Consider the following 15,609-nt stretch of genomic DNA (forward strand, 5'->3'; position numbering starts at 1 on the left):
GCCAGACTCGCCGCGCGGGCCTATACGCCCCCGGTCCGGCCCTGACCGGAACAAGTCCCCGCAACCTTGTCAAAAACGGGTATCACAATGAACCGCGCCTACCTTCCCGGCATCCTTGCCATGGCCGCCATCGTGCTGGCCTCCAACATCCTCGTCCAGTTCCTGTTCGGCCAGTGGCTGACATGGGGGGCCTTCACCTACCCGCTGGCCTTCCTCGTCACCGACCTGATGAACCGCATCTACGGCGCTGGACCCGCCCGCAAGGTGGTCTTCGCGGGCTTCGTCGTGGGCGTGATCTGCTCGCTGATCGGCACGCAGATCATGCTGCAGGGCGACGGCTACACCTACCCGGCGGTGACGCTGCGGATCGCCATCGCCTCCGGCCTCGCCTTCCTGACGGCTCAGCTCATGGACGTGGCGATCTTCGACCGCCTGCGCGAAGGCCGCTGGTGGCGCGCGCCGCTGGCGTCGACGCTGGTGGGCTCCTCGCTCGACACCGCGATCTTCTTCACCGTCGCCTTCTCCGGCGCGCTCACCTTCATCGAGCCGGGCAACGACGTGTCCTGGGCGAACGAGACGCTGCCCCTCTTGGGTGCCGGTCCGGTGGTGCCGCTCTGGGTGTCGCTCGGCGTGGCCGACTGGCTGGTGAAACTGACCCTCGCGCTGATCGCGCTGATCCCCTTCCGGATGATCGTCACCCGGGTCACGCAGCCCGCCTGACGCACCCCCGAAGACCCTGTGGATAAAGGGGCCGTGCTGCTTGATGCAGCACGGTCACCAAAAATGCACCGCGATTGCAAAAAAGACTTTGTGGTGAGGATATCCCATGCCACCATCATCTTGCGTGAGGCGGACGAGCAGAGCCTGAACCGCACCACGCCTGAGCAAGCGTTTGAAACAGCTGAAAGGAGGTGATCCAGTGTCTAGAGAAGCATTGGAGAGAGGTGTCGGAACAGTTCGAGGAAAGGCAACCTAGGGCAATCCCTGGGGTAACATTTCCCCGAGTTGGCAAAGCCTAACCGGCCCCGCCTCCGTAATTCTCGAAGGGTCGCCTTAACGCAGGCGGCCCTTTTAGATTGTGACCTCTGCCCTATGCTTCCTGCCATGCTGCGCATCACCGACCAGATCACCATCGAGGACTGGGAACTGACCGAACAGTTCATCCGCTCCTCCGGCCCCGGCGGCCAGAACGTCAACAAGGTCTCGACCGCCGTCGAACTGCGGTTCGAGGCGGACCGCTCCCCCAACCTGCCCGGCCCGGTGAAGGCGCGCCTGCGCCGTCTTGCCGGCCGCCGCTGGACAAAGGAGGGTGCGGTCGTGCTGCAAGTCGACGAGACCCGCAGTCAGGCCCGCAACCGCGAGATCGCCCGCGACCGTCTGGCCGAGCTGATCCTCGAAGCCACGCGCAAACCCAAACGCCGCATCCCGACGAAACCCACGCTGGGCAGCAAGAAACGCCGCCTCGCCGCAAAGAAGCAGCGCGGCGACGTGAAGGCCCTGCGCGGCAGGGTCGATCCCGAGAACTGACGGCACCGCACCGGCCCGGGGCCTTTCGCCTTCCGGTAATCGCCCGCTGCACCCCGAGGAGAAGGCCGAAGGCCGCCGACGAGACAGGCAGCGCGCGCGTCCGCACGCACCGCCCGGTCACCTCGGATCAGAAGCGGTCCAGCAGCCGTTCGAGGTAGTCGCGTTCCACCTGCGGACGCTCCGTCTCGCCCGACCGCTTGCGCAGCTCGCCCAGCAGTTCCTCGGCGCGGCGATACACATCCTCGCCCTGCAACAGGCCCTCGTCGGTGCCGACCCGGCCCGTGGTGCCGGAGTTCCGCCCGAGCGGGTCCTGCTGTTCCTGCGGGTCGCCGCCCTCGGCAAAGCCCTGCTCGCCGGACCGCTGGTTCTGCTGTTCGGCCATGGCCTCGCCAAGGCTCCGCAGACCCTCGCGCAGCGCTTCCATCGCCTGGCTCTGCTGGTCGATGGCCTCGCCCAGCTCGCCCTCGCGCAGCGCGCGTTCCGCACCGTCCATGGCGCCTTCGGCCCGCTCCAGCGCGCGTCCGGCCTCTTCACCCGCTTCAGAGCCCTGCCCCGGCAGGTTCGACCGCTGGCGGTTCAGCTCGTCGCGCAGGGCGCGCTGCCGTTCGGCCAACCCTTCTTCCAGCGACTGCTGGCCGCCCTGGCCGTTCTCGCCCTGCTGCTGGCCCTGGCCCTGCCCTTGCTGCTCTCCGGGCTGGCCCTGACCCTGCTGGCCTTGGCCCTGTTGCCCCTGCTGCTGGCCTTGCTGACCCTGTTGGCCCTGCTGACCCTGGTTCAGTTCGCGGAACGCCTCGTCCGACAGCTCCTGCTGGTCGCGCAGCGTCTCCGACAGGCCCTCCATGGCCTGCTCGCCCGGGGACTGGCCCTGCCCCTGGCCCTGGGTCATCTGCATGTTCTCCAGCATTTCCTGAAGCTGGCGCATGGCTTCCTGCGCCTCGGCCATCCGGCCTTCCTCCATCAGCTCCTGGATCCGGTCCATCATGCGCTGGATGTCATCCTGCGTCATCTCCATCATCTGGGACGGATCCATCTGCTGCTGCTGGCCCTGGTTCCCCTCGCGCGCCTGCTGCTGCGCCAGTTGCCGCATGTAATCGCGGGTCGCCTCGCGCAGCTCCTGCATCAGCTCGGCGATCTCCTGGTCCGAGGCGCCGTTCTTCATCGCCTCTTCCAGACGCTCCTGCGCCCGCTGCATCCGCTGCCGCGCATCCTCCAGGTCGCCTTCCTCCAGCTCGATCGCCAGATCCCAGAGCGCCTGCGTGATCTCTTCCTGCGCCGTGTCGGTCATGCCGATCATCGCCTGCGCCTCGATCCGGTTCAGGATCTGCTTCAGCTGCTCGGCCTGCACCTGCTTGCGGAACAGGTCCTCGGGCCGGTTCAGGATCGCCCGCAGGATCTGCGCCGTGTAGCCCGCGTTCTCGCGGTTCCACAGCAGCGCCTGCCGCTCCTCGATCAGCGCCGCCGCGACGGGGTCGAAGAACCGGCGCCCCGGCAAGGTGATCGCCTCCGGCTCCGACAGCGCCGTCTGGCCGCGCGCATCCTCAACCTCCAGCTCCAGCCTGACCGGCAGGTTCGCCCAGGGGTGCAGCGAGAAATTCGCCACCAGCGGCTCGGTCAAGGAGGTCCGGTCGCCCGCCACCGGCATCGGCAGCGGCACCTCGATCTGCTCGCGCGCCTCCGGCTCGATCGCGCGGCCATAGCGCCGGTCGACCTCCGCCAGGTCCAGCACGATCCGCGCCCGGCCCATCACGACACCATGGTCGTCCTCCGCGGTGAAGGGGATCTGCGCCTCGCCCTCGTAGCTCACCTCGATGTCGCCGTCGCGTCGCACCGCGGGCCCGGCGTCGGGGATCATCGCCACCTGCCACTCGCGCCCGCCGGGTCCGTCCAGCGCCACGCGCCCGGAGGTGGCGACCTCGAAATCCTGCGCCGTGTCCTGCGCCTCCTCGTCGGTCAGGGTCCGGCCCGAGACCGTCTCCTCGACCGTCAGCGATCCGACCTCGCCATACATCCTGAGCGTGATCATCGCCCCCTCGGGCGCCTGGATCTCCGGGTCGGTGATGTCGTTGAGGTAGACGGACGGCAGACGGGTGTAAGCGGGCGGCTGCATCCAGCCTTCCCACGCCGGCCCCTGCATCGCCGTGCCGTTGCCGATCCCCATGTTGGTGACCGACTGCACGCGCCCGAAGGACCCGAACAGCAGCGCCACCGACAGGAACAGCACCGCCACGTAGCGCAACGCGAAGGGATCGGCCCGTGACACGCGCAGGTCCGGCTCCACCGCGCGCGCCTCTGCCAGCCGCGCCCGCATCCGCGCCTGGTGCGCGCGCCACACCGCCAGAGAGGCCGCGTCGCCCGCGCCCACCGCCTGCCGGTCGAGCGAGGCCTGGATCGGGTTGCCCTTCAGCGTCTGGTCCAGCCGCAGCAGCGCCGCCCCCTCGGACGGCCAGCGCATCCGCCGGACCCCGAACACCAGCGCCGCCACACCGCCAAGGGCCAGCACCGCGCCCGCGGCCCAGACCCATTCCGTCGCCACCTCGTCCTGCAGGCCCAGCATCAGCAATGCCAGCGCGACGAAGACCACGGACCACAGCGGCCAGAACGCACGGGTGATCGCTTCCGCCACCATGCCCAGACGGGTCAGGCGCAGCGGCCAGCGGATCAGTCCTGTGACGGGGGTGTGTTGCGGTTCAGGTCGAGCCATAACGCGCCTCCAAAGGGTCGGCTGCGCGCAGGATAGCTCACAACCATTCAGGAACAGTATCGCGATTTATCATGTCGTCAAAGCTCGGCCGCGCCCGGATGACAGCGAATTGATCGCCCTTTGCCATGATTTCGGGCACCAGCGGACGGGTGTTGTATTCGCTCGACATCACCGCGCCATAGGCGCCCGCCGACCGGAACGCCACGAGGTCGCCGGAGGCCAGCGGCGGCATGGTCCGCCCCTTGGCAAAGGTGTCGCCCGTCTCGCAGACCGGCCCGACCACGTCGTAGGCCACCTGCTCCACCCCGGCCTCCGACTCGATCACCGGCACGATGTCGTGATAGGCGTCGTACATGGCGGGCCGGATCAGGTCGTTCATCGCCGCGTCGAGGATCAGGAAATCCCGCCCCTCGCCGTTCTTCACGTAGATCACCCGGCTGACGAGGATGCCCGCGTTCCCCGCGATCAGCCGCCCCGGCTCGATCTCCACCTCGACGCCCAGGTGCCCGACCGTGCGCTGCACCATCGCGCCGTAATCCGTGGGAAGCGGCGGCGCCTCGTTCGACCGCGCGTAGGGGATGCCCAGTCCGCCGCCAAGATCCAGCCGCTCGATGGTATGCCCCTCGGCGCGCAGAACTTCCGTCAGCTCCGCGACCTTGCGATAGGCCATCTCGAACGGTTCGAGCTGCGTCAGCTGCGACCCGATGTGCACGTCGATGCCCACGACCTTCAGCCCCGGCAGGGCCGCCGCCTCGGCATAGACCTCCTTCGCCCGCGCGATGGGGATGCCGAACTTGTTCTCGCTCTTGCCGGTGGCGATCTTCGCATGGGTCTTTGCATCGACGTCCGGGTTCACCCGTACCGCGATGGGCGCCACGACGCCCATCGACGAGGCGACCTCGGAAATCACCTGCATCTCCGGCTCGCTCTCGACGTTGAACTGCCGGATGCCGCCTTCCAGCGCCGCGCGGATCTCGCCGCGCGTCTTGCCCACGCCGGAAAACACGATCCGGTCTCCCGGCACGCCGGCGGCCTTGGCCCGCGCGTATTCCCCGCCGGACACCACGTCCATGCCCGCGCCCTCGGCGGCCAGCGCCGTCAGGATCGCCTGGTTCGAGGCGGCCTTCACGGCGTAGCACACCATGTGCGGTCCCCAGGACAGCGCCTCGTCGAACAGCCGGAAATGCCGCACCAGCGTCGCGTGGGAGTACAGGTAGAACGGCGTCTCCACCGCCCGCGCGATCTCCGCGACGGGCACGTCCTCGGCAAACAACTCACCGTCGCGATACAGGAAATGATCCAAGGCGCCGCCCTCCATGCAAACGGGGCCGCTTTAGCGCAGCCCGCGGGCAGGAACCAGCCCCCACATGCCGCCAAGGCAAGGACCGGTCCCGGCGCCCCCCTTCAGCTTGGCAGAAATACCTCCGCCGGAGGCAACCCGAGGAGAAGGCCGCAGGCCGCCGACGAGATATCGGGCGCGCGCGCCAGCGCGCCCCTCATGCCTCAGGCCACGGGCCGCGACCGGAACCACAGGTACAGCGGAAAACCGCAGCTCACCCCGATCAGGAAGGTCGCCGGGATCGCCAGCAGCGCCTCCCAGTTGCGCCGCACGGACACCTCCGCCAGCACCCAGACGGTCAGCACCACCGCCGCGATCGTCAGGTCCCAGGTCAGGCCGCGCGTCGAATCGTTCACGTACCAGGCGTCGATCATCGCGCCCAGGTCCCAGCCGTTGGCGGCAAGGAAACTGACGAACCAGTACATCGGATGCACCGCGCCCCAGACCGCCAGCACCAGCCAGAGCACGCGCAGCATCAGCCCGTGATCCCCATCTCGACCTTGCCGTTGACCTTGAAACTCAGCCCCGGCCCCGCAGGTTCATCCTTCTCCGGCGGGATCGGATCGCCGTCGGCGCCGCAGCCCGCAAGCGCCACCAGCGCCACCACCAGCATCACGCGAAACTTCATGCCAAACGCTCCTTCCATGCCGCCACCTGCGCGCGCACCTGCTCCGGCGCGGTCCCGCCGTAGCTCATCCGCGACCGGACCGAATTGTGCACGCCCAGCACATCGTACACGGATGCGTCGATCTTGCCATGCACCGCCTGCATCTCCTCCAGCGAGAGGTCCGGCAGGTCGCAGCCCTGCGCCTCGGCCTTCGCCACCAGCGCGCCGGTGACGTGATGCGCGTCGCGGAACGGCAGCCCGGTCTCCCGCACCAGCCAGTCCGCCAGGTCCGTCGCGGTCGAGAACCCGCTCGCCGCCGCCGTCTCCAGCGCCGGGACATTCGCGCTCATGTCGCGGACCATGCCCTCCATCGCCGCCAGCGCCAGCATCCAGTTGTCGGCGGCGTCGAAGACCTGCTCCTTGTCCTCCTGCATGTCCTTGGAATAGGCCAAGGGCAGCCCCTTCATCACCATCATCAGCGCCACGTTCGCCCCGAAGATCCGCCCGATCTTCGCACGGATCAGCTCCGCCGCATCGGGGTTCTTCTTCTGCGGCATGATCGACGACCCGGTCGAGAACCGGTCCGACAGGGTGACAAACCGGAACTGCGCCGACGACCAGATCACCAGCTCCTCGGCAAAGCGCGACAAATGCATGGCCGAGATCGACGCCACCGACAGGAACTCCAGCGCGAAATCCCGCGCGCTCACCGCGTCCAGCGAATTGGCCATCGGCCGGTCGAACCCCAGCGCCTCTGCCGTCGCGTGCCGGTCGATGGGGAAACCCGTCCCCGCCAGCGCCGCGGCCCCCAGCGGCGACTCGTTCATCCGCACCCGCGCATCGCGCACCCGGCCCAGGTCCCGTCCGAACATCTCGACATAGGCCATCATGTGATGCCCCCAGGTCACCGGCTGCGCGGTCTGCAGGTGCGTGAACCCCGGCATGACCCAATCCGCCCCGGCCTCCGCCTGGCCCACCAGCGCCCGCATCAGCGCCAGCAGCCCGCTCTCCGCCGCATCCAGCTGATCGCGCACCCACAGCCGGAAATCCACCGCCACCTGGTCGTTGCGCGAACGCGCCGTGTGCAGCCGCCCCGCCGGTTCGCCCACGATCTCCTTCAGCCGCGCCTCCACGTTCATGTGGATGTCCTCCAGCGCGGTGGAAAACACGAAGCGGCCGGACTCGATCTCTGACAAAACCGTGAGCAATCCTTCCCGGATCGCCTCCGCGTCGCTATCACTTATGATGCCCTGCGCGGCCAACATGGCGGCATGGGCCCTCGAACCGGCGACATCCTGCGCCGCGAGCCGCTGGTCGAACCCGATGGAGGCGTTGATCGCCTCCATGATGGCATCCGGCCCGGCGGCAAAGCGGCCGCCCCACATCTGGTTCGAGGTCTTGTCCGTCATGACATGCCTTTCGGAGGATCTATGAAACGTTTCGCTCTCGCGGCTCTCTATACCGCCCTCACGGCGCTGGCAAATCCGTCGCTGGCCGACGTCGACGCCGCGAAGGCCGCCGCCACCGGCGACATGAAGAAGATGGTCTTCCACGACAGCCCGAAGGAGGCGGGCACCGTCGACTTCATGACCTTCGACGAAGCGCCCCTGAACCTCTCCGACTGGCAGGGCAAATGGGTGCTGGTGAACTTCTGGGCCACCTGGTGCGCCCCCTGCCGGCACGAGATGCCGATGCTCAGCCAACTCCAGTCCGAGCTCGGCGGCGACAGCTTCGAGGTCGTGACCATCGCCACCTCCCGCAATCCCCCCGCCAAGATCGAGGGCTTCTTCGAGGAAATCGGCGTCACCAACCTGCCGCTGCACCGCGACCCGCAATCCATGCTGGCCCGGCAGATGGGCGTCCTCGGCCTGCCGGTCACGGTCGTCCTGAACCCCGAAGGACAGGAGGTCGCCCGCCTCACCGGCGATGCCGACTGGTCCGGCGAGCACGCAAAGACCCTTCTTGCGGCCCTCATGGGCGGCACAGGCTGAGCGCGGCCCGGTTACCGGCCCAGTCACCAGCGCAGCCACCGCCCGAACAGCCGGCACCCTCAGCGCCGGCCCCTGCCTTCATCTTGGTCCAAATACCTGAAAACGGCCGCTGCCCGGCAGGGCGGCGGCTGAACCAGCCGCGCGCAGCGCGACATTCGGATCACCGGACATCCCCGACACCTTTCCCGCAATCGAAAACCCCGCCCGGAGTTCCGGACGGGGCGCAGGTGTTTCATAAAGAGAGAGAGAGAGAGAGAGAGTAACTTCGGGTTATTTCAGCGCGACCAGCACCCGCCGCACGCGCAGCTTGCGCTCCTCGTTCGGCGCATCCGTGGTCCAGCCGGCCTTCGCCGCGCCGTTCCCGTCCAGCTCCAGCGCGCCTTCCGCCATCAGCCCGTCCAGCCCGAACTCCCGGTAACGCAGGCCCGCGCGGGTGGCCCGGGTGACACGGGTGCGCGGCTCGGCAAAGCCGTCGGGGTGGATCATGGTAAAGCGGCAGGTGCCCTCGGTGCGGTTGCAGCGGTTCGGCACAAAGCGGGTCACGGCGCCGTCGAAGGCCACGGTCTCCACCACGTCGCCGCGCGCCGTGGTCTTGTAGCGCCCGACGAAATCCGCGGAGCCGCCGGTGCCATCATAAACGTCGAACACGTGGAGGTTGCCTTCGGTGCCACGGGCGACATGGGTCATCGCGCCGCTGCGGTCCTTCATCACCATGAGGGACCCGGGGCCGAAGCGGTCGACCTGCCACGCGATATCCGCGTGCACCGTGTTTGCCGTGAATAACAGGGCGAGGACGAGCGTCAGTGCGCGCATGGATGCAGCTCCGTGGTCAGCCGGCCCCCACCGACAGAATAAATCTGGGCGAAATCGGGGCGGCCTGCAACTGCCATTAGTCACAATCGACCGATTGGAAACCGAGCCGGAACAATCACATGGGGCCGGAGAGCACCGTTTCCGAAGTTCCCCACAATGACCTCTCAAAAGAGACCCTTCTACCCTTTTGCATCGCCTTTCGTTGCGCGGACAACAGGCGATTGTTGTGCGAACAAGCACCTCTCGGGTACGGGCTTCGATTCGCGCCGGTCAAATAAGGCAGAATGTGGCAGACTTTGCCGCATTTCGCGGACGTCTTCGGCGCGTTTACCAATTCTGACGCAACGTCATCCATCCTGGCGCGTCTGCCCGGACGAAGAAGTTAACAACCGGCCGGGAATCGGGGTCCAACCGGCCGGTTCGCACCTTAATGCGCGTTCATCGAACATGAAGATCGGTTGACCTTCGGACCGGACCACAGATGAGGACACCGCATCCGGGCAACGTCCGCGCCGTCAACCACAACGCGCGGCGGGTTAACCCGGCCGTCCGGTCAGCAACGGTTTACTTGCAATAAGGCCCGCTGCGGTAGCCCGCAACGTCGAAATGGAAGTGGTCCCGGTGGAAACGGTCGGACCTCGGACCCAGCACCGTGCCGAACGGACCGCAGGCGGCAGAGTGCATCTTCTCCAGCATCGCGCCGTCCTTGCCATGGCCCCAGTGGTGCAGAACGGAGATCTCGCTGCCGTCCTTCAGCAGCACCGCCGCGATGTCGATGGCATTGCCCTTGGAATGCTCCGACAGCTTCGCGCCGCGCTGGTGATTGCGCGTCCGGCAGGCATAGGAGGCCGCGACCTTCAGCTCTGCCACACCGCCGCCGCGCTTGCCCACGGCCTTGCGCGCGCCTGAGTTCACCCATGTCTTCAAGGCCTTGGCGGTCGAGCACTGGATCGTCGCCGGGGTGCTGAGGGCAACGCCGTCGACCCCGCGCAACAGGACCGCGTCTTCGATCCCGCAGGCGCCGTTGCCAGAGACCGGGCCGATCTTTTCGCCGATCAGGGCCGGGTCGCCGCAGACCATGTCGCCCTCGATCCCGATTGCGGCGAAGGCCACCCGCGCCGCGCCTGCCGCCTTGTCCAGTCCGCGATCGACCCGGCCACCGCCGCATCCGGCGAGCCCAAGCAGTACGAACAGAACAACGATGCGCTTCAACGCTTCACCTCGATCCGGCCAAAGTCTGGTTTATCAGTATCCTGACCTGCCTGCAGAATGCCACGCCGAATGGCCCGGGTGCGGGTGAAATAGGCGTGAAGCTGCTCACCGTCGCCCGTCCTGATCGCCCGCTGCAACGCAAAGAGCTCCTCGGTAAAGCGCCCGAGGATCTCCAGCGTCGCCCCCTTGTTGGTCAGGAACACGTCCCGCCACATGGTCGGGTCAGAGGCCGCGATCCGCGTAAAATCCCGGAAACCGGCGGCGGAAAACTTGATGACTTCCTGGTCCGACACGCGGCTCAGGTCGTCGGCAACGCCCACCATCGTGTAGGCGATCAGGTGCGGTATGTGGCTGACCACGGCACAGACGAGGTCATGGTGCTCCGGGTCCATGCGTTCGGTGTTGGCGCCCAGCGCCTGCCAGTACTGCTCCAGCCGGGCCACCGCGTCTTCCGGCGCCGTTTCCACCGGAACGATCAGGCACCAGCGGTTGTCGAACAGGCTGGCAAAGCCCGCGTCCGGCCCCGAATGCTCCGTCCCGGCCATGGGGTGGCCTGGGACGAAGTGCACGCTGTCGGGCAGATGCGGAGAGACTTCCGCGATCACGGTCCGCTTCACCGATCCCACGTCCGTCACGGTCGCCCCGGGTTTCAGATGCGGTGCGATGGCCTCTGCCACGTGGCCCATCACGCCCACAGGCGTCGCCAGCACGATCAGGTCGGCGTCCGCTACGGCCTCCTCGGCGCTGTCACACACGACATTGCAGAACCCAAGCCGGCGCGCCGTCTCCCGCGTTTCGGCAGAGCGGGCATAGCCCCGGATCTCCGTCGTCATGCCCGCCCGTTTCATCGCCCAGGCCATGGAGCTTGCAATCAGCCCCAGGCCGATCAGCGCGACCTTCCCGTAGTGCTCGCTCATCGCGCGCCGGCCTTGAACTGACCGATGCAGAAGGCGACGCGCCGCACCGAAGGTTCGTCGCCGACGGTGATGCGCAGGCAGTTCGGCAGCTTGTACCCCCCGACCTTGCGCACGATCAGCCCCTGCGATTGCAGGTAGAGATCGCAGGCGTCGGCCTCTTCCTTGTCGGCAAAGCGTGCCAGCACGAAGTTCGCCGTCGAGGTGTCGGACGGCACGCCATGCTCCGCCAGCGCCTCCGACAGGATCATCCGCAGGCGGGTGTTGTCATTGCGGCACTTCTCGGCCCATGCGGTGTCGCGCACGGCGGCCTCGGCCGCGGCCAGCGCGGTGTTCGACAGGTTGAATGGCCCGCGCACCCGGTTCAGCACGTCGATCACGGCCTTCGGCCCATAGCCCCAGCCGACCCGCATCCCGCCCAGCCCGTAGAGCTTCGAGAATGTCCGCGTCATCACCACGTTCTCGCGCTGCTCCACCAGCCGCGCGCCACCGTCATAGCCTTCGACGTAATCGGCATACGCCCCGTCCAGCACCAGAAGGCACTGGTCGGGCAGGCCCTCGGCCAGACGCTCGATCTCGGCCAGGCCGATCATCGTGCCGGTTGGGTTGTTGGGATTGGCAATGAACACCAGCCGCGTGCGGTCGGTGCAGCCGCCAAGGATGGCGTCCACATCCGTCACGCGGTCGCGCTCCGGCACCTCGACGGGGGTCGCCCCGGCGGCCAGTGCGCTGATGCGGTACATGCCGAAGCCGTGCACAGTGTGCAGCACCTCGGTTCCCGGCCCGGCATAGGCCTGGCACAGGAAGTGGATGATCTCGTCAGAACCCACGCCGCAGATCACCCGTTCCGGATCGACGCCGTGCACCTCACCGATGGCGGTCCGGAGAGAGGCATGGTCGGTCGACGGATAACGATGCAGCTCATGCACGGAGCGCACCACCGCGTCCTGAACCGCCGGGCTGGGGCCAAACGGGTTCTCGTTAGAGCTGAGTTTGACGACGTTGGTGATGCCGTCCACCTTCGCCTTGCCGCCTTCGTACAGCGCAATGTCCATGATACCGGGCTGCGGATCTATCGTTGCCATGGTGCTCTCCTTCGCCGCGGCAGCCTTACCCGCGTCGACCGGTCAAGAAAAGTGTTTGTTCAGCAAGGCTGACCAGCGTGACATGGGCGCACAGGTTCTGACCCCGCGCGGCCTGACGGGACGGTGGGCGGGGCGCCTTTGCCGTCAGGCAAACAGCGCCGGCCCCGTCCGGTCACACCACGACGTCCATGGCCTCCTGCTGGCCCACGCCGAAGACGCGCTTGTAGCGGGCGATCTCGTCTGCCGGGCCCATCGCCTTCTTCGGGTTGTCCGACAGTTTCACCGTCGGATTGCCCTCCGCCGACACGGCCTTGCAGACAAGGCTGAACGGCGCCAGACGGTCGCCCGGCGCCAGTCCGCGGAAGTCGTTGGTCAGCAGAGTGCCCCAGCCGAAGGACACGCGGACCCGGCCGTTGAACTGCTGATACAGCTCGATGATCCGGTCCTCATCCAGCCCGTCAGAGAAGATCACCAGCTTGTCGCGCGGGTCCTCGCCGCGTTCCTTCCACCAGCGGATCGCCACCTCGGCGCCGGTCGCCGGATCGCCGCTGTCGATGCGGATGCCGGTCCAGCCCGCCAGCCAGTCCGGCGCGCGCTTCAGGAAACCCTCGGTGCCGTAGGTGTCGGGCAGGATGATCCGCAGGTTGCCCTCGTGCTCCTCATGCCAGTCCGCAAGCACATCGTAGGGCGCCTGCGCCAGTTCCGTGTCGTCCTTCGCCAGCGCCGCGTAGACCATCGGCAGTTCGTGAGCGTTCGTGCCGATCGCCTCTAGGTCGCGGTTCTTGGCGATCAGGCAGTTGGACGTCCCGGTGAAGTTCGACCCCAGCCCCTCCAGCATCGCCTGCACACACCAGTCCTGCCATAGGAAGCTGTGCCGCCGCCGCGTGCCGAAATCGGCGATGCGGATGCCGGGCACCTCGCGCAGCCGCTCCACCTTCTGCCAGAGCTTCGTCATCGCCCGGGCATAGAGGACCTGCAGTTCGAACCGGCCCATGTCGTGCAGCACCGCGCGGCCGCGCAGTTCCATCAACACCGCCAGCGCAGGGATCTCCCACAGCATGACTTCCGGCCATTGCCCTTCGAAGGTCAGCTCGTACTGATCGCCCACCCGCTCAAGGTGATAAGGCGGCAGTTTCAGGTTCTCGAACCACTCCATGAAGTCGGACCGGAACATCTGCCGCTTGCCGTAGAAGGTGTTGCCGCGCAGCCATGTACTTTCGCCGCGCGTCAGCGAGAGCGAGCGGATGTGGTCAAGCTGTTCGCGCAGTTCCCCCTCGTCGATCAACCGCGCAAGGGGCACATCCTTCGTCCGGTTGATCAGGCTGAAGGTGACATGCGTGTCCGGCCGGTTGCGAAACACCGACTGGCACATCAGCAGCTTGTAGAAGTCCGTGTCGATCAGCGACCTGACGATCGGATCGATTTTCCACTTGTGGTTCCAGACTCTTGTGGCGATGTCCAAGCTTCCGACCCTCCCGTCTCACCCTGCCGTGATATGGCATCGGCGTCGGGTTGTGAACGGGGTTTCTCCCGCCGGGCGGCATCGGCCAGGGCCGCGATCAGCACCGCCTTGCGGACCGGTTTCGTAAGGAAGTCGTTCATGCCCGCCGCCTCGCAGGCCGCCCTGTCCGAGGCAAAGGCGTTGGCGGTCAGCGCAAGGATCAGCGGCTGCGGCATGTCCGTACTGCGGATACGGCGGCTGGCCTCGAGCCCGTCGAGCTCGGGCATGGCCATGTCCATCAGGATCACGTCGGGATGGATCCGCCGGGCAATCTCCACCGCTTCCCGCCCGTTCGAAGCTTCGTGCAGGGTCACCGGCTGCTTCTTGAGGAACTGCTCCACCAGCATCCGGTTGGTTTCGTTGTCGTCGGCCAGAAGCACGACCAGCGGCCGCGTGATGCCCTGCGGGACGGGATGCAGACCTGCCGCGACCGAGGGCGTTTCTGCTGCCGCCCGATCCAGGTGCACGGTCAGTTCGAAGGTGGCGCCGGTGCCGCCTGTCTTCGGCAACAGACGCAGGTCGCCGCCCAGCCGTTGTGCCAGCGCGCGGCTGATCGGCAGTCCCAGTCCGGTGCCGCCATAGCGCCGCGTCGTGGCCGCGTCCGCCTGCTGGAACACCTCGAAGATCGCCTCCGCCCGGTCCGCCGGCACGCCGATGCCGGTGTCGCTGACCAGCACAGTCAGCCGCCAGCCGTCGCCGTCCGGCGCTGCCCGTGCCGTCACCCGGACCTCGCCCGCGGCAGTGAACTTTATGGCGTTGCCGATCAGGTTCACGAGGATCTGCCGCAGCCGCCCTTCGTCGGCGCTGGCCCGCAGCGGCAGCGATCCGTCGTCCGCCAGGACGATGGACAACCCCTTTTCCGACGCCAGCGGCGTCAGCAGGCGCGCCGCTGCGGCGATGCTGTCGGACGGCACGAATGGCAGCGACTCGAAGGCCATCTGGTCGGCGTCGAGCCGCGAGAAATCCAGAACGTCATTGATGATCTGCAAGAGCGACGTGGACGCGCCGCGGATGGTGCGCACATACTCCGCGCTTTCCGGATCGAGATCATTGGCCGCCAACAGGTCGCTCATCCCGATCACCGCGTTCAGGGGCGTGCGGATTTCGTGGCTCATGGTCGCGAGGAAGGCGCTCTTGGCCTGTGCCGCCTGCTCGGCCTGCCGCTGGGCAGTCATCAGCTCGGCATTGGTGGCGTCCTGCCGCGCGGCGCTTTCCATCAGCATGTACTCGTTGTTCAGCCGCCGCCGCCAGCTGCGCACCGCGAAGGCCACGAAGGCAAAGGTCAGGTAGGACAGCATCATCACTTCGAGCAGGTGGATGAGCTGGGCCAGGCCGAAGCCGCCCGCGGTCAGCGTGTCCATCGTGAGGTAGATCGGGATGCAGAGCGACAGCACCCCAAGCTTCACCCAGCTTGCCAGCGGATGATGCGTCATGACGTAACCGGCGTTCACCGCCGCGGCCATCAGGAAGCACAGCGCGATCAAAGCCGCCTCATCGTTCGGCGCATAGGCCAGAAGCAGCAGCACGCAGGAGGCGATGGTGGCCGACTGCACCCCGGCGGAAATTGCCGTCAGGCGCCGTTCAAGCGGCACCGATCCCCCGGCCTGCAACCGGGACAGTGTCCGCCGCAGGACCAGCGTGTCGAGCGCCTCCCCCGCGATGGTGATGAAGAAACAGTAAAGCGCAGCGATCGGCGAAACGATGTACCAGACCGCCACGGTCCCGATCACGGTGGGCACCTGCCGAAGGAAGAACTGCCTGCCACGCGCCCGTGCATAGCGCATGAGAAGCGTCGCCTCACCGTAGCGTGCTTCGAACTGGTCCCTGGCGGCAGACGTGACCTTTGCGGCCTCTGGCATCGGGTGATCTCACTTTCGCGGCGAAGCTATTTCGAACTCATGAACATTGTGCCAACCCAA

15 protein-coding genes are annotated in these 15,609 nt (G+C 67.1%); 4 read left to right on the forward strand and 11 right to left on the reverse strand.

Annotated features, from left to right (window positions below; genetic code table 11):
* The first annotated feature begins 87 nt into the window (after window positions 1–87).
* From CDO87_RS09810 to arfB, 3 genes are all read left to right on the forward strand, one after another.
* A complete protein-coding gene (locus tag CDO87_RS09810) occupies window positions 88–720 on the forward strand; it encodes a queuosine precursor transporter (protein WP_100928606.1) in 633 nt (210 codons plus the stop codon).
* Between the two features lie 33 nt (window positions 721–753).
* On the forward strand, window positions 754–915 hold the full coding sequence (locus CDO87_RS26710; protein WP_157814961.1) for a hypothetical protein: 162 nt from the start codon (window positions 754–756) through the stop codon (window positions 913–915).
* A 189-nt stretch (window positions 916–1,104) separates the two neighbouring features.
* Window positions 1,105–1,527: an alternative ribosome rescue aminoacyl-tRNA hydrolase ArfB gene (gene arfB / locus CDO87_RS09815; protein ID WP_100930911.1), complete on the forward strand. Its 423-nt coding sequence runs from the start codon at window positions 1,105–1,107 to the stop codon at window positions 1,525–1,527.
* A gap of 127 nt (window positions 1,528–1,654) precedes the next feature.
* On the opposite strand, the gene CDO87_RS09820 is transcribed toward arfB, so the two are convergent.
* The 5 genes from CDO87_RS09820 to argH form a co-directional block, all read right to left on the reverse strand.
* Complete coding sequence (locus CDO87_RS09820) at window positions 1,655–4,228, reverse strand: TIGR02302 family protein (RefSeq protein WP_100928607.1); 2,574 nt, start codon at window positions 4,226–4,228, stop codon at window positions 1,655–1,657.
* 37 nt (window positions 4,229–4,265) lie between these two features.
* Window positions 4,266–5,531 carry a diaminopimelate decarboxylase gene (gene lysA, locus CDO87_RS09825; RefSeq protein WP_100930912.1) on the reverse strand — a complete coding sequence of 422 codons (1,266 nt, stop codon included), beginning with the start codon at window positions 5,529–5,531 and terminating at the stop codon, window positions 4,266–4,268.
* A 200-nt stretch (window positions 5,532–5,731) separates the two neighbouring features.
* Window positions 5,732–6,043 (reverse strand): DUF2834 domain-containing protein, encoded by a 312-nt coding sequence (locus CDO87_RS09830; protein WP_100928608.1) that lies wholly within the window; start codon window positions 6,041–6,043, stop codon window positions 5,732–5,734.
* Window positions 6,043–6,195 carry an argininosuccinate lyase gene (locus CDO87_RS09835; protein WP_100928609.1) on the reverse strand — a complete coding sequence of 51 codons (153 nt, stop codon included), beginning with the start codon at window positions 6,193–6,195 and terminating at the stop codon, window positions 6,043–6,045. Before CDO87_RS09835 ends, CDO87_RS09830 begins: the two co-directional genes overlap by 1 nt.
* A complete protein-coding gene (argH, locus tag CDO87_RS09840; RefSeq protein ID WP_100928610.1) occupies window positions 6,192–7,583 on the reverse strand; it encodes an argininosuccinate lyase in 1,392 nt (463 codons plus the stop codon). The genes CDO87_RS09835 and argH overlap by 4 nt, the downstream gene beginning before the upstream one ends.
* A gap of 21 nt (window positions 7,584–7,604) precedes the next feature.
* Between argH and CDO87_RS09845 the strand changes: the two genes are divergently transcribed.
* Window positions 7,605–8,165: a TlpA disulfide reductase family protein gene (locus CDO87_RS09845; RefSeq protein ID WP_100928611.1), complete on the forward strand. Its 561-nt coding sequence runs from the start codon at window positions 7,605–7,607 to the stop codon at window positions 8,163–8,165.
* Window positions 8,166–8,435: 270 nt separating this feature from the next.
* On the opposite strand, the gene CDO87_RS09850 is transcribed toward CDO87_RS09845, so the two are convergent.
* The 6 genes from CDO87_RS09850 to CDO87_RS09875 form a co-directional block, all read right to left on the reverse strand.
* The gene (locus tag CDO87_RS09850) at window positions 8,436–8,978 is read right to left on the reverse strand and encodes a hypothetical protein (protein ID WP_100928612.1); all 543 of its coding nucleotides are present in this window, start codon (window positions 8,976–8,978) and stop codon (window positions 8,436–8,438) included.
* Window positions 8,979–9,542: 564 nt separating this feature from the next.
* Complete coding sequence (locus CDO87_RS09855; protein ID WP_100928613.1) at window positions 9,543–10,190, reverse strand: extensin family protein; 648 nt, start codon at window positions 10,188–10,190, stop codon at window positions 9,543–9,545.
* Entirely contained in the window at window positions 10,187–11,107 is a 921-nt protein-coding gene (locus CDO87_RS09860) for a prephenate/arogenate dehydrogenase family protein (protein ID WP_100928614.1), read from the reverse strand. The genes CDO87_RS09855 and CDO87_RS09860 overlap by 4 nt, the downstream gene beginning before the upstream one ends.
* A complete protein-coding gene (gene hisC, locus CDO87_RS09865) occupies window positions 11,104–12,189 on the reverse strand; it encodes a histidinol-phosphate transaminase (RefSeq protein WP_100928615.1) in 1,086 nt (361 codons plus the stop codon). Before hisC ends, CDO87_RS09860 begins: the two co-directional genes overlap by 4 nt.
* A gap of 172 nt (window positions 12,190–12,361) precedes the next feature.
* Entirely contained in the window at window positions 12,362–13,651 is a 1,290-nt protein-coding gene (pncB, locus tag CDO87_RS09870; protein ID WP_100928616.1) for a nicotinate phosphoribosyltransferase, read from the reverse strand.
* A complete protein-coding gene (locus CDO87_RS09875; RefSeq protein WP_100928617.1) occupies window positions 13,588–15,549 on the reverse strand; it encodes a response regulator in 1,962 nt (653 codons plus the stop codon). The genes pncB and CDO87_RS09875 overlap by 64 nt, the downstream gene beginning before the upstream one ends.
* Window positions 15,550–15,609 lie beyond the last annotated feature (60 nt).

The sequence above is a fragment of the Sagittula sp. P11 genome (assembly GCF_002814095.1).
Taxonomy (GTDB): domain Bacteria; phylum Pseudomonadota; class Alphaproteobacteria; order Rhodobacterales; family Rhodobacteraceae; genus Sagittula.

Excerpts from the sequence above, each read along its gene's own strand:
- CDO87_RS09820 (WP_100928607.1), bottom strand. The coding sequence starts at position 4,228 with ATGGCTCGACCTGAACCGCAACACACCCCCGTCACAGGACTGATCCGC.
- CDO87_RS09810 (WP_100928606.1), top strand. The coding sequence starts at position 88 with ATGAACCGCGCCTACCTTCCCGGCATCCTTGCCATGGCCGCCATCGTG.
- CDO87_RS09850 (WP_100928612.1), bottom strand. The coding sequence starts at position 8,978 with ATGCGCGCACTGACGCTCGTCCTCGCCCTGTTATTCACGGCAAACACG.
- hisC (WP_100928615.1), bottom strand. The coding sequence starts at position 12,189 with ATGGCAACGATAGATCCGCAGCCCGGTATCATGGACATTGCGCTGTAC.
- argH (WP_100928610.1), bottom strand. The coding sequence starts at position 7,583 with ATGACGGACAAGACCTCGAACCAGATGTGGGGCGGCCGCTTTGCCGCC.
- CDO87_RS09875 (WP_100928617.1), bottom strand. The coding sequence starts at position 15,549 with ATGCCAGAGGCCGCAAAGGTCACGTCTGCCGCCAGGGACCAGTTCGAA.
- CDO87_RS09835 (WP_100928609.1), bottom strand. The coding sequence starts at position 6,195 with ATGAAGTTTCGCGTGATGCTGGTGGTGGCGCTGGTGGCGCTTGCGGGC.
- arfB (WP_100930911.1), top strand. The coding sequence starts at position 1,105 with ATGCTGCGCATCACCGACCAGATCACCATCGAGGACTGGGAACTGACC.
- CDO87_RS09860 (WP_100928614.1), bottom strand. The coding sequence starts at position 11,107 with ATGAGCGAGCACTACGGGAAGGTCGCGCTGATCGGCCTGGGGCTGATT.
- CDO87_RS09830 (WP_100928608.1), bottom strand. The coding sequence starts at position 6,043 with ATGCTGCGCGTGCTCTGGCTGGTGCTGGCGGTCTGGGGCGCGGTGCAT.
- CDO87_RS09845 (WP_100928611.1), top strand. The coding sequence starts at position 7,605 with ATGAAACGTTTCGCTCTCGCGGCTCTCTATACCGCCCTCACGGCGCTG.